This window comes from Nocardia rhizosphaerihabitans (assembly GCF_014646295.1).
Classification (GTDB): Bacteria; Actinomycetota; Actinomycetes; order Mycobacteriales; family Mycobacteriaceae; genus Nocardia; species Nocardia rhizosphaerihabitans.
The window spans coordinates 849,046-861,890 of sequence record NZ_BMNE01000002.1 but is presented as its reverse complement, the minus strand read 5'-3'; the positions used below and the strand labels follow the sequence as shown (position 1 = coordinate 861,890).

Annotated in this window: 11 protein-coding genes; 7 read left to right on the top strand and 4 right to left on the bottom strand. The window is 71.2% G+C overall.

Annotated elements, in window-relative coordinates; translation table 11 throughout:
- The first annotated feature begins 26 nt into the window (after window positions 1-26).
- Window positions 27-896 carry a carbon-nitrogen hydrolase family protein gene (locus tag IEY60_RS10445; RefSeq protein WP_189026506.1) on the top strand — a complete coding sequence of 290 codons (870 nt, stop codon included), beginning with the start codon at window positions 27-29 and terminating at the stop codon, window positions 894-896.
- A gap of 10 nt (window positions 897-906) precedes the next feature.
- The gene (locus tag IEY60_RS10440) at window positions 907-1,527 is read left to right on the top strand and encodes a phosphoribosyltransferase (protein ID WP_189026504.1); all 621 of its coding nucleotides are present in this window, start codon (window positions 907-909) and stop codon (window positions 1,525-1,527) included.
- 7 nt (window positions 1,528-1,534) lie between these two features.
- On the opposite strand, the gene IEY60_RS10435 is transcribed toward IEY60_RS10440, so the two are convergent.
- Window positions 1,535-2,713, bottom strand: a complete 1,179-nt coding sequence (locus tag IEY60_RS10435; RefSeq protein ID WP_189026502.1) for an amino acid deaminase/aldolase — start codon at window positions 2,711-2,713, stop codon at window positions 1,535-1,537.
- Window positions 2,714-2,760: 47 nt separating this feature from the next.
- Window positions 2,761-3,207 carry a TetR family transcriptional regulator gene (locus tag IEY60_RS10430; RefSeq protein WP_229739692.1) on the bottom strand — a complete coding sequence of 149 codons (447 nt, stop codon included), beginning with the start codon at window positions 3,205-3,207 and terminating at the stop codon, window positions 2,761-2,763.
- 433 nt (window positions 3,208-3,640) lie between these two features.
- Between IEY60_RS10430 and IEY60_RS10425 the strand changes: the two genes are divergently transcribed.
- On the top strand, window positions 3,641-4,384 hold the full coding sequence (locus IEY60_RS10425) for a tyrosine-protein phosphatase (protein ID WP_189026500.1): 744 nt from the start codon (window positions 3,641-3,643) through the stop codon (window positions 4,382-4,384).
- 1 nt (window position 4,385) lies between these two features.
- On the opposite strand, the gene IEY60_RS10420 is transcribed toward IEY60_RS10425, so the two are convergent.
- Both IEY60_RS10420 and IEY60_RS10415 read right to left on the bottom strand, forming a co-directional pair.
- Window positions 4,386-5,645 carry a class I adenylate-forming enzyme family protein gene (locus tag IEY60_RS10420; RefSeq protein WP_189026498.1) on the bottom strand — a complete coding sequence of 420 codons (1,260 nt, stop codon included), beginning with the start codon at window positions 5,643-5,645 and terminating at the stop codon, window positions 4,386-4,388.
- An 82-nt stretch (window positions 5,646-5,727) separates the two neighbouring features.
- Window positions 5,728-6,522, bottom strand: coding sequence for an enoyl-CoA hydratase/isomerase family protein (locus IEY60_RS10415; RefSeq protein WP_189026496.1), 795 nt, complete (start codon window positions 6,520-6,522; stop codon window positions 5,728-5,730).
- 167 nt (window positions 6,523-6,689) lie between these two features.
- Between IEY60_RS10415 and IEY60_RS10410 the strand changes: the two genes are divergently transcribed.
- The 4 genes from IEY60_RS10410 to IEY60_RS10395 are packed head-to-tail and all read left to right on the top strand — an operon-like array spanning window position 6,690 to window position 12,803.
- Window positions 6,690-7,427, top strand: coding sequence for a hypothetical protein (locus tag IEY60_RS10410; protein ID WP_229739691.1), 738 nt, complete (start codon window positions 6,690-6,692; stop codon window positions 7,425-7,427).
- The gene (locus IEY60_RS10405) at window positions 7,424-8,395 is read left to right on the top strand and encodes an ATP-binding cassette domain-containing protein (RefSeq protein WP_189026493.1); all 972 of its coding nucleotides are present in this window, start codon (window positions 7,424-7,426) and stop codon (window positions 8,393-8,395) included. The genes IEY60_RS10410 and IEY60_RS10405 overlap by 4 nt, the downstream gene beginning before the upstream one ends.
- Complete coding sequence (locus tag IEY60_RS10400; RefSeq protein ID WP_189026491.1) at window positions 8,392-9,174, top strand: ABC transporter permease; 783 nt, start codon at window positions 8,392-8,394, stop codon at window positions 9,172-9,174. The genes IEY60_RS10405 and IEY60_RS10400 overlap by 4 nt, the downstream gene beginning before the upstream one ends.
- Before the next feature lie 5 nt (window positions 9,175-9,179).
- On the top strand, window positions 9,180-12,803 hold the full coding sequence (locus IEY60_RS10395; RefSeq protein WP_189026489.1) for an ABC transporter ATP-binding protein: 3,624 nt from the start codon (window positions 9,180-9,182) through the stop codon (window positions 12,801-12,803).
- The last annotated feature ends 42 nt before the right edge of the window (window positions 12,804-12,845 follow it).

Sequence of the window (12,845 nt, the reverse complement as noted above, 5' to 3'; positions counted from 1 at the left end):
GCCACCGGGTGAATACGGTGAGACCTATGCAACTGCAGAACGGGTCAGCGCATCAGGAACCGGCACCGGACGCGGTGCCGATCGCGGTCGTCCAATTCGCTCCCCAGACCGACCCCGCGGCCAACCTGGCGACGCTGCGTGAGCACGTCCGCACGGCCGCCGAGGCGGGTGCCCGGCTGGTGCTCGCGCCCGAATACTCGATGTTTGCGGTGACCCGGCTCGACGCGCGGGTGGTGGCGATCGCCGAACCCCTCGACGGGCCGTTCACCACCGGACTCAGTGCTCTCGCCGCGGAATTCGGGGTCTCTCTGGTCGCCGGTGTCGTCGAGCAGCCGACGCCGGGAGCGACCAGGATCAGCAATACGCTCGTCGCGCACGGGCCCGACGGCGCGCGCGTCGCGGTGTACCGGAAAGTGCATCTGTACGACGCGTTCGGCCATCTGGAATCCGATGTCGTCGAGGCCGGTCCGCTCGTCGCGCCCGCCACCTTCGCGATCGACGGTGTGATATTCGGCATGCAGACCTGTTTCGATCTCCGTTTTCCGGAGGGATGTCGGCGTGTCGCGGCGGCGGGCGCCCACGTGTTGCTGCTGCCCGCGCAGTGGATTCCCGGCCCGGCGAAGGTCGACCAGTGGACCACGCTGCTGCGCGCCCGCGCGATCGAGAACACGATCTACGTGGCGGCCGCCGATCAGTGCGCGCCGCGCGGGGCGGGCGCGTCGATGATCGTCGACCCGGCAGGTGCCGTTCTCGCCGAACTCGGTGACGAGCCGGGCGTGCTCACCGCGACGATCGACCCGGCCCACATCGCCCGCGTCCGCACCGCCAACCCGAGCCTGGCGCTGCGCCGCTTCGCGATCACCGAGCGCGTATCACCGGAGCCCGTCGCGGAGTAGCGTTCGAGACGTGGTCTACCCGGATCGAGCAGCGGCGGGCCGCGTCCTCGGCACGGCCCTGGAACACCTGCGCGACTCGCATCCGCTGGTGCTCGGGCTCCCCCGCGGCGGTGTCCCGGTGGCCGCGGGCGTGTGCTCGGTCCTCGGCGGTGAGCTCGACGTTCTGCTGGTTCGCAAGCTGGGTCTGCCCTGGCAACCGGAGCTGGCGATGGGGGCGCTCGGCGAGGGCGGTGTGCTCGTGCTGAACCGGGACGTCATCGACCGCAGCGGAGTCTCCCAGGACGCCTTCGACGAGGTCGAGCGGGTCGAACGCGCCGAGCTCGCCCGCAGGCGGCACGCGCTGCGGACGACCGATCCGGTTCCGCTGACCGGGCGCACCGTGGTGATCGTCGACGACGGCATGGCGACCGGCGCGACCGTGGTGGCCGCGTGCCGGGTCGCGCGGGCCCAGGATCCCGAGCGGCTGGTGGTCGCGATGCCGGTGTCCTCGCCCGAGGCCGTGCGCCGGGTCCGGCACGAGTGCGACGAGCTGGTCTGCCTGTGGACGCCCGCCGAACTCGGCGGAGTCGGCCTGGCCTACCGCGACTTCCATCAGCTCGCCGACGACGAGGTGACCGAACTGCTCGGCTAGGGCCGGCTCAGCCGAAGCACCGACCCTCGCCGCGGTAGGTCGGAACCGTTGTCCGCGAACCCGATTCGTCGACCAGGTGGATCTGGTCGAACCGCTCGCACAGCTCGCCCGCCTTGGCGTGCCGGAACCACACGCGATCGCCGATCTCGAGTTCCGCGCCGCCCGCCAGCGGGGTCTGCACCTCGCCGGCGCCTTCGGAGCCCAGCAGCTTCAGGCCCGCGGGCCACACCGGCAGCGGCACCCGGCTCGGTCCCGCCGGACCGGAGGCGATGTAGCCGCCCGCGAACACGGTGGCGATGGTCGGGGTCGGCTTGCGCAGCACCGGGGTGGCGAAGAACAGCGCGGGGCGCGGGGTGAACGAGCGGTAGTGGTCGAACAGGGTCGGCACATACAGCCCGGACCCCGCGGTCACCTCGGTGACATCGGGATCGGTGATCGACACCTCGATCGACCCGGTGCCGCCGCTGTTGACGATCTCGAGCGGCCCGGTCACCATGCGCACCGCGTCGAGCACCTGGCCGCGCCTGCGGCCGATCTCGACGGCCGACAGGCGCTTGACCACCCGCACCGCGGGGTTGCTGTCGGGCAGGCCGGCGATCTGGGCCTCGTAGGTCATCACGCCGACCACGTCGAACCCGCGCCTGCGTGCCTCGGTGGCCAGCACGGCGGCCTGATCGGGGGTGCGCACCGGCGAGCGGCGGGTGCCCAGGTGCAGCGGGCCGATCCGCAGGGCGGCGTCGACGTCGAGGCAGACGCGGGGGCGGACCAGATCGGTGCCGAGTGCGGCACGGGTGAGTTCGAGCTGGGCAACGTCGTCGATCATCAGGGTGATCGAACCGAGCAGGAGCGGGTCGGCGGCGAGTTCGGCCAGCGCGGCCCGGTCGGTGACCGGGTAGCCGAGCAGGATGTCGCGGGCGCCGAGGCGGGTCAGCCAGATGGCCTCGCGCAGCGAGTAGGCCATGATGCCCGCGAAGCCGCCCTGCGCGGTGAGGCCGGCACCGAGGACGCGTTCGAGCACGGCGCGGCAGCGCACCGACTTGCTGGCGACGCGGACCGCGACGCCGTTCGCGCGGCGGACCAGATCGGCGGCATTGGCGTCGAGGGCGGTCAGGTCGAGAGCGGCCAGCGGCGGGTCGAGTTCGGCGGTCGCCGCGTGCAGACCGGGCAGCGGTGTCGTCTGGGTCACGCGACTACTGAACCACCAATTTGGTCAGTCGTCCAGCATCGGACGGGTCAGCTTTCGACGGCCTTGAGCGTCAGGCAGCCGACCAGGTCGTCGATCACCACGAGGGTGGTCTCGTCGTTGCCGTCGGCGAGCCAGCGCAGTACCGCGCCGTAGAGGACCGAGACCACGTAGGTGGCCACCGAGTCCAGCGGCTCCAGCCACTGCGTGCCCGAGCGCTCGGCACACAGGCCGAGGAAGGCGGCAGCCTCGTCGTCGAGCTGATGGAACAGCGCGGCCGCGGTCGGGTCGCCGACGCTGCCGCCCGCGGGCGACCATCGCTGCCGCAGCGTCTGCAGCGTGGCCTCGTAGGCCTCGACCTGACGGGAGGGCGTGGCCTTCACCAACGGCCAGTAGGCGCTCATGCCCGCGTGCAGCAGCATGCGCAGCGCCCGGATACCGGTGGCGTCGCATCCCGCGGCGGCTTGTTCCACGGCCAGGCATACGGCAGGTCGCACGGATGTTTCGGTAAGTTCACGACTGGCGCTCAACGACAACTCCTCGGCAACAAATTTCGCTGCCCGCGGCGATGCGAGCTAAGTGGAGAAGATCGATCAGGTGCGATCAACCTATCCAGCGAGCTCGATCTTAGAAGGTTTTCTGGATTCACGAACTGATTCAGCCGTCCTTTTCAGACTGAAAGATTGTTTTGTTATCCGAATGCGACCTTTTGTAAAACCGACCATACGGTTGAATTACTTCGCATTCCCAGCATCCGGCACCCCCACGCCATCATCTGACCCCTGGTCGAGTGTACAAGTCACCGCGGGCGGCCCCCGGGTGTCTGTGGGCGACAGCACAGTGGCACTCCGCGGAACGGACACCACACAGTGCGTGTCGGATCCGCGAACTCCATCGCGGAGCCCGGCGTCGCGTCGATAACCTGGACAAGTGACTCTCTCGCCTCCTGCCGACCAGTTCGCCATCAGCGGCACCTTCAATTTCCGCGATGTGGGCGGGCTGCGCACCGCCGACGGAACGACGACCCGCCCCGGGGTGCTGCTGCGCTCGGCTCAGCTGAGCGGACTCGACGCGAAGGGCCACGACACCCTGCGCACACTGCGCGTCACCGACGTGCACGATCTGCGCGGCCTCGCCGAGATCGACCACATCGGCCACGACACCCTGCCCGACGGCGTGCGCCTGCACGTCACCCCGTTCGACTCCAGGATGGGCGAGGCGCCGCCGCACGAGGCGCAGAAGACCTCCGCGCGGGCGCACATGATCGAGGTCTACCGGCTGTTTCCGGTGATGCCGGAGGCGCACGCGGCGATCATCCGCCTCGCCACCTCCGTCGCCGAGGGCGACGGCGCCGCGCTGGTGCACTGCGCGGCGGGCAAGGACCGCACCGGCTGGGCGGTCGCGACCGTGCTGCGCGCGGTCGGCGTCACCGAGGACGACGTCTACACCGACTACCTCGCCAGCAATGCCGCCGTCGAACCGCTGCGGATGATGCTGGAGCCGAAGATCGCCACGGACGGGGCACTGTCGATCGACCTGCTCGGCGTGCACGAGGAGTACCTGCGCACCGCCGACGTTTCGGTGCACGAGACCTACGGCGGCACCGAGGGCTACCTCAGCGCGATCGGGCTCACCGGCCCGCTGCGCGAGGCCCTGCGCACCCGCCTGATCTGACCTACAGCCCGCTGACCCGGCGCTGCCGCACCGGCAGCACCGCGCGGACCAGGCCGTCGGCCTCGATGCTCACCAGATTGCCGGTGTGGAACCAGGTTCCGCTGAAGCGGGCCGTCGAGGCGTCGGGGTCGTTCCAGTAGCGCCTGCTGACATTCGGTCCGCGGCACAGCAATTCGCCGCGGCCCGCGCTCGCCTGCGGCCCGGACAACGCCAATTCCGTGCCACCGAAGGCGAATCCGAGGGCCGACCCGGATTCGGCGAGGTCGGTGTCGTCGACCATCAGGCCGATGCCGCTGGTCTCGGTGGCGCCCCAGACCGACCACTGCCTGGCCGCGGGGAACAGCCCGCGCAGCGCCGCGGTCAGCGTGGCAGGCGCCGCGGCGGCGGCCCGTTCGGACCGGTGACAGGCCTTGCTGATCCGCCGCACGCCGGCGCCGGTCGGCCGCGCGGCGAGTTCGGGCAGGAGTCCGGTGAAGATGCGCGGCGTGGCCGAGACGGTGTCGATCCGCTCGGTCTCGAGCACGTCGGCGAGGTCGCGCGTGCCCGGCGCGAGCACCACCGTGCCGCCGACGGCGAAGGTCGGCAGCAATTGGTCGACGCAACCGCTGGCGTGGGCCAGCGGCAACAGCACCAGGTTGCGCATGCCGTCGGCGGACAGGTCGAGCGCGCCGATCACCGAGGACACCGCCGAGAGCAGGTTCTCGTTGGTCAGCTCGACGCCGGTGGGCACCGGCCGCCTGGCCGCGGTGCCGGTGTAGCAGAGCAGCGCCGGATCATCCAGCGCCGCACCGTCATCGATGTAGGCGGCGCTGTCGGGCAGCGGACCGTCGGGGCCGAGCACGAAATCGGCGCGGCTGTCGGCGATCACCCGTTCGGCGATCGCGGCGGGCAGCGAGTCGGGCACCAGCACCGGCACCGCGCCGGAGAGCAGCGCGCCGAGGAAGGCCTGCACCCAGCGCGCGCTCGTCGGCATGTGCACCGCGACGCGGTCGCCGTAGCCGACGCCGTGGTCCTGCAGGCCGCCCGCGATCCGCGAGGCGCTGTGCCACAGTTCCCGATAGGTCAGACGCGGCCCGCCGACCTCGACGATCGCCTCCCGCCCGGTGAACGAGTGCACCCGCAGATCGAGCAGCTCGGTGAGCGCCGGGCTGAGATCTCCGTAGCGCAGGATGCCGTCGGAGCCCCTGGTCAGCCGCCCGGCCGCGCCCTTGGCAGGGAACTCGATGATGGTCGCGCCCGGTTCGTGCTCGCTCTGACCCATCCGGACCTCCACGTACGTCGATGCAGCACCGCACCTGTGACTATATGACGTGGATCACAGTATTGTCAGGCAGTCGGCGCGGTCATTCGCCGCGATAGGTCGCCTTACCGGGTCCGACCTCGAGGAAACTGCGCACGGCACCGCGCAGGTCGTCGGTGGCGAACAGCTCGCCCGAGACCTTCGGCGTCACCGAATCCGCGTGTGCCACACCGCCGGAACGCCACGCCTCGATGATCTGCTTGGTCGCGGCGTGCGCGCGGGTCGGGCCGTCGGCCAGGCGGGTGACCAGCGCGCGGGCGGCGGTGTCGAGATCCTCGTGGATCGCGTTGACCACGCCCCACTCCGCCATCGTCGCCGCGTCGTAGAGGTCGCCGGTCATCACGAATTCGCGGGCGCGACCCGAACCGGCCCGCTCGGCCAGCCGCTGCGGGCCGCCCATCGACGGGGTCAGGCCGACGACCGTCTCCACCAGCCCGAACTTCGCCTTCGGCGCGGCCAGGATGATGTCGCAGGCCAGCGAGATCTCGAAGGCCGCGGTGAGGGTGAGCCCGTGCGCGGCGAACACCACCGGGCACGGCAGCGCCTCGAGCGGGTGGATGATCTGGGCGAACAACTCACGCCACAGCTGCGCGCCCTCCTCGACACTGCGCCCGTCGAAGACGTTGACGTCGACGCCGCCGGAGACGACCTTGCCCTCGGCCCTGAGCAGCACCGCACGCGGCGGCTGCGCGGTCACCGCGGCGATATCGGCGATGAGCGAGTTCATGAGCTCGCGATCGAAGAGGTTCAGCGGCGGGTGGGCGAGGGTGATCGTCGCGATCTCGGCACCGGCTTCGGTGAACTCGCGCGTCAATCGGGTCGGCTGCGTTGCACTCATCCGGTCAGCGTAGAACCCGCGTCGGTTCTCCGGACAGTGCCCGCCGGGTAGAGATCGCGCCCACAACGCGGAACCAGCGGGGTGTCGGTGCTCGTTGAGATGATGAGCTGTCGGGGACCTCGGTGCCCTACAGTTCGTTTCGTCGGGGCGAAGAGGAGGACGACGCCGTGTTCAACAAAGCGATCGAAAAGGCCGTGGTCGACGTACTCGACACCGGTTCGAAACTGCAGGCGCCCGCCGTGCGTCGCTACGTCGAATTCCTACGTGAACGTCATCCCGGTGAGAGCCCCGCCCAGATCGTGGAACGGCTGGAGAAGCAGTATCTGCTCGCCGTCACCGGCAGCGGCGCCGCGGTCGGCGCGACCGCGGCTGTCCCGGGGATCGGCACCCTGGCCGCGCTCGGCGCCATCAGCGCGGAGACCGCGTTCTTCATGGAGGCCTCGGCCCTGTTCACCCTCGCCGAGGCCTACGTCCACGGCATCGAGCCCGAAGACAAAGAGACGCGGCGCGCGATGGTGCTCGCGGTCGTGCTCGGCGACACCGGCATGGCGATCGTGCAGAAGGGCCTCGGTACCTCGTCCAAGAACTGGGCGGGCATGGTCGCGAACAAGGTGCCCGGGCTCTCGTCCATCAACAACAAGCTGCTCCAGCAATTCATCAAGCGGTTCATCACCAAGCGCGCGGCGCTGATGGCGGGCAAGATCCTGCCCGCCGGCATCGGCGCGGCCATCGGCGGTGCGGGTAACCGGGCGCTGGGCAGGATAACGGTCGACAACGCGCGCAAGGCTTTCGGGCCGGCGCCCGCGTTCTGGCCGACCCCGCTGCACCGCGTCATCGACGCCGATCCGCTGCCCGCCATCGACGCCACCCCGGCGAAGAACGCCGCGCCGGCGAAGAAGCGGTGAGCGGGCGGCCCGGCGACGCTGTGCGAGTGCGCGGCGTCGGCAAACAGTTCGACCTGGTCGGCGCCGTGCACGACATCGACTTCGCGGTGCCCGCCGGTGCGGTCACCGCGCTCGTCGGGCCCACCGGCGCGGGCAAGTCGACGCTGCTGCGGATCGTGCTCGGTCTGCAGCAGCCGACCACCGGCAGCGTCGACATCGGCGTACCCGGCACCGGTCCGGGCTCGGTCGGGGCGGTGCTGAGCCCGCGCGGCCTGCATCCGGAGCGCACGGTCCGCGATCATCTGCGCTGCTACGCCCCGCTCGCCGGAGCGAGGCGGCGGCGCGTCGACGCCGTGCTCGCGGAGACCGGGCTCGCCGCGATCGCCGATACCGTTGTCGCCCAGCTGCATCCGGGTCAGCAGACCCGGCTCGCGCTGGCGACCGCGCTGCTGGCCGATCCCCCGCTGCTCGTGCTCGACGATCCGTTCACCGGCGCCGACAGCTTCGAACGCGGCTGGCTGCACGAACTGCTACGCAGCCATGTCGGCCGCGGCGGCACCGTGCTGATGAGCTCCGACAAGCTCGCCGACGTGGTGTCGACGGCCGACCAGCTGGTCGTGCTGAGCGAGGGCACCGTCGTCTGGCAGGGCACTCCGGCCAAGTTGCGGCGCGGGCACCCCGACCGGCTGGTCGTGGCCGCCTCGCCCTCGATCGCGCTGGCCACCGCGCTGGCCGCACAGGGCTTCACCGACGCGGTGATGCGACCCGACGGACGGCTGGCCGTCGCCGAGGCGAGCGAGTCGACCATCCGCTCGGTCGCCGAGGCCGCGCAGGTGCGGATCGGCAGCATCGTCACCGACCCGATCCACCCCGACCGGGTGCTCGCCTCGCTGACCAAACCGCGCAGGCACCGGCACTCCCCGCCCGTGCAGGCGGCGAACCCCGCCGCGTTCGCCCCGGCGCCGACCTCGTATGGGATGCCACGATGACCTCTGTGCTGCCCGCCGATCTCCTGCCCGGCATCGAGTCCGAGGCGCGCAAGATCGTCGCGGTGCGCCCGGCCCGCCTGCTGCTCGGCGCGCCCGTCGTGCTGGCGCTGGTCGCGACGCTGATCACCGCGCTCATGTCCGGGCCGGCCGATCCGAAGGGTCAGCCCGCCACCGGCGCTGCCACGATCGGGCTCTATCTCGGGATGATCGCGGTGTTCGTGGTGGCCGCGATGCTCGGCATCGCCGCGACCGGCGGCGAGTACCGGCGCAAGACCATGGCGCTGACCGTACTGTTCGCGCCCGACCGCGATCGGCTGGCGACCGCGAAGTACGCCACGACCGCCGCGTTCGCCTTCGCCGTGGCGCTGGCCGCCGAACTGGCGAGTCTCCTGGCGCTGCTGGTCGCCGGGCGCGGCAAGTTCGAGCTGGGCTGGCAGCTGATCGAGGTGCTCGGCGCCGGCCTGCTGGTCGCCATGTGCTGGGCGGTGATCGGGGCGGGCATCGGGCTGCTGCTGCGCACGGTCAGCGGGGCGATCTGGCTGGTGCTCGGCTGGGCGTTCGTGCTCGAGCCGCTGATCTGGGTGGTGGCCAAGGGCTTCGGGGCCGGTGGCTTCGCGGCCATCCTGCCCGTCTCCGCGACCGTCGCCGGGGTGAGCGCCGGTTCGTTCCAGGAGGCCGAGGTCTTCGCACCGACACCGGCCGCCCTGGTGATGCTCGTGCTGTGGACGGCCGCGATCGGCGCCGCGGGCTGGTGGGACCTGCGCACCCGCGACCTGTAGCGCCGGTGGCCGCCACCGACCCCGGCTGGATCCGCAGACTCTGGCACCTGAGCCTGCAGCACCCCCGCCTGCTCACGGGCATCACTTTCTCGGTGCTGGCCGGTGCGGCGGTGTCGATCGCCGCGCCGCTGGCGACCAAACGCGCCGTCGACGCCGCCGTCGCGGGCGACACCACCGTCATCGGCACCGCCGCCGCGCTGCTCGCGCTGCTCGCCGTCGGCCGGTTCTTCGTCACCTTCGCGCGCAGGCTCTGGGCGGGCAAGCTGTCGCTGGAAGTGCAGCACAGCCTGCGGGTTTCGCTGCTCGCCGCCCTGCAACGGCTCGACGGAGCCGGCCAGGACGCGATCCGCACCGGACAGGTGGTCTCGCGCTCGATCACCGACCTGCAACTGGTGCAGGGACTACTGGCGATGGTCCCGTGGTCGGGGCTGGCGGTGCTGCAGTTCGTGCTGTCGGCGGTGGTGATGGTGTGGCTGAGCCCGCCGCTGGCGCTGGCAGCGCTGCTGGTCGCGCCCGCGATGGCGGTGGTGGTGCTGCGATTGCGGCCGCGGCTGTACGCGGCGACCTGGTCGGCCCAGCAGCGCGCCGCCGACCTCGCCGAACACGTCGAGCAGACCGTCACCGGAGTGCGGGTGGTGAAGGGGTTCGGGCAGGAAGCCCGGATGGTCGACGTGCTCGAGGACCACAGCCGCCGCCTGTTCGCCGAGCGGCTGCGCGCCGCCAGGATCAATGCCAGGTTCGCGCCGGTGGTCTCGGCGCTGCCGCAGGCCGGGCTGGTCGCGGTGATCATCGTCGGCGGTGTGCTGGCCAGGCACGGCGCGATCGGCGTCGGCACCTTCCTGGCGTTCACCGCCTACCTGGCCACCATGACGTCCTCGGCCCGCACGATCACCTCGGTGGTGATCATGGGCCAGCTCACCAAGGCCGCCGTCGACCGGGTCTTCCAGGTCATCGACGCCGCGCCCGTGCTGGTCGATCCCGAACAGCCGGTCACGGTGCCGCCCGGCCCGCTCGGCATCGAATTCGACGCGGTGAGTTTCGGTTTCGACGCCGATCAGCCGGTGCTGCAGAACCTCGACCTGACCGTGCGGCCCGGCGAGACGGTCGCGATCATCGGTCCCGCCGGCTCGGGCAAGTCGACGCTGTCGCTGCTGCTGCCCCGTTTCTACGCACCCGACGCGGGCCGGATCAGTCTGGTCGGTGCCGACGGCACCAGGGCCGACCTGGCCGACCTGCGCGCCGAGGACCTGCGCGGCGCGCTCGGCGTCGTCTTCGACGATCCGTTCCTGTTCTCCGACACCATCGCCGCCAATATCGCGCTCGGCCGTCCCGAGGCCACCGACGCCGAGATCGCGGCCGCCGCGACCGCCGCCGCCGCGGACGAGTTCATCGCCGCCCTGCCCGACGGCTACGACACCGTCATCGGCGAACGCGGCCTCACCCTGTCCGGCGGGCAACGCCAGCGCATCGCCCTGGCCAGAGCGCTGCTCACCCGTCCGCGCGTGCTCGTCCTCGACGACGCCACCTCGGCGGTGGACGCGGTCACCGAGGCCGAGATCTTCCGCCGACTGCCCGATCCGGGCGGGCGGACGACGCTGATCCTGGCCCACCGCGAGTCCACGCTGGCCCAGGCCGATCGCGTCATCCGGCTGCCCGCGCCCACCGGCTCGGCGGTGCCGGTGGCGACCTCGCTCACCAAACGCCTCCCCGACGGCGGCAGGCCACGCTCGATGTCGGCCGCCTCGGCAGATCTCAGCGAAACCCCCGAACTGCGCGCCGCCGTCGACGCGCTGCCACCGGCCACCGAGGAACCCGGCCTGCCCGGCGACCTACGCGCTCCCCAGCCCGACTTCGGCCTGCGCGCGCTGCTGCGCCCGGTGCGCGGCCTGGTGGCTGCGGTCATGCTGCTGCTGATCGCCGACGCGCTGATCGGCGTCGCCTTCCCACCCCTGGTCCGCTACGCGATCGACACCGGTGTCACCGCGGGCGACGGCACCGCGCTGGCCGTCGCCGGCGCGATCGGGATCGGGCTGGTGCTGACCGGGCTGGTGGTCGGCGTCGCGGTCACCGTGCTCACCGCACGCACCGGCGAACGCGTGCTGTTCGGGCTGCGGGTGCGCAGCTACGCGCAGTTGCAGCGGCTCGGCCTGGATTTCTACGAGCGCGAACTGTCCGGGCGGATCATGACCAGGATGACCACCGACGTCGACGCGCTCTCGACGTTCCTGCAGACCGGCGTCGCGACCGGCCTGGTCGGCCTGATCACCCTGATCGGCGTCGCCGCCGGCCTGGTGTTCATCGATGCCGGGCTCGCGCTGATCGTGCTGGCCACGGTGCCGCCGATGCTGCTGGCGACGCTGGCGTTCCGCCGGGTGTCCTCGGTGGCCTACTCCGTCTCCCGCGAGCGGGTGTCCGCGGTCAACGCCGATTTTCAGGAGAACATCGCGGGCCTGCGCGCGGTGCAGGCCGCGCGCAACGAACCGACCGCGGCCCGCCGCTTCACCGAGTACTCGCACCGCTATCGCGACGCTCGCATCCGCGCCCAGCGCGCGATCGCGGCCTACTTCTCCTTCGGCCTGGCCTGGGCCGACCTCGCCCTGGCCGTGGTGGTCTACCTCGGCGCGAACGCGGTGGCCGGCGGGCGAACGACCACCGGCACCCTGGTCGCCTTCGTGCTGTATCTCGGCCTGCTGTTCGGCCCGATCCAGGAGCTCTCGCAGGTGTTCGACGGCTACCAGCAGGCCAGGGTCGGCCTGCGCCGCATCGGTGACCTGCTGCGTACCGAGTCCTCGATCGCCGCCGATCCGCCGGACGCGCTGACCATCGACCGGCTCGCCGGCGAGATCGTCTTCGACGACGTCCACTTCCGCTACCCCGGCGCCAACACCCCCGCACTCGACGGCGTCTCCTTCACCGTCCCCGCCGGGACGACACTGGCGCTCGTCGGCGCGACCGGCGCGGGCAAATCGACGATCGTGAAGCTGCTGGCCCGGCTCTACGACCTCCCCGAGGACCCCGCCGCCGGCTCGATCCGCGTCGACGGCGTCGATTTACGTAAATTTGTGCTCACCGACTACCGGACGCGGCTGGGAATTGTTCCCCAGGAAGCTCACCTGTTCACCGGCGACGTCGCGAGCAACATTGCATTCGGGCAACCGTTCGCCACAACGGTGGACATCAGCATCGCGGCCGAGAAGGTCGGCGCGGCGGAAATGATCGCCGGATTGCCCCGAAAAATGAACCAACCGGTCGGTGAAAGAGGGCGCGGATTGTCCGCCGGGCAGCGTCAGCTGATCGCGCTGGCACGCGCCGAACTGGTCGATCCCGATCTGCTCCTGCTCGACGAGGCCACCTCCACCCTCGACCCGGACACCGAGGCATCGGTGCTGGTAGCGAGCCGATCGCTGGCGCGGGGCCGGACCACCGTCGTTGTCGCGCACCGGCTGGCCACCGCGGCACGCGCCGACCTGATCGGCGTGGTCGAGCAGGGCAGGGTCGTGGAATTCGGCGCGCACGAGGAACTGCTGGCCCGGGGCGGACGTTACGCGCGACTCTGGGCGGCGGGCGCCGAAGCCGAGGGAATACTGTCGGCGCGTGACCGGTCGTCACCGAGGAGATCGGGTCAGTAGCAACACGGGTATGCCGCTGGGCATATGCTCGGTGAGGGCGCA

Coding starts and splice junctions, on each gene's coding strand:
- IEY60_RS10445 (WP_189026506.1), top strand. CDS start 27: ATGCAACTGCAGAACGGGTCAGCGCATCAGGAACCGGCACCGGACGCG.
- IEY60_RS10420 (WP_189026498.1), bottom strand. CDS start 5,645: ATGGGTCAGAGCGAGCACGAACCGGGCGCGACCATCATCGAGTTCCCT.
- IEY60_RS10415 (WP_189026496.1), bottom strand. CDS start 6,522: ATGAGTGCAACGCAGCCGACCCGATTGACGCGCGAGTTCACCGAAGCC.
- IEY60_RS10400 (WP_189026491.1), top strand. CDS start 8,392: ATGACCTCTGTGCTGCCCGCCGATCTCCTGCCCGGCATCGAGTCCGAG.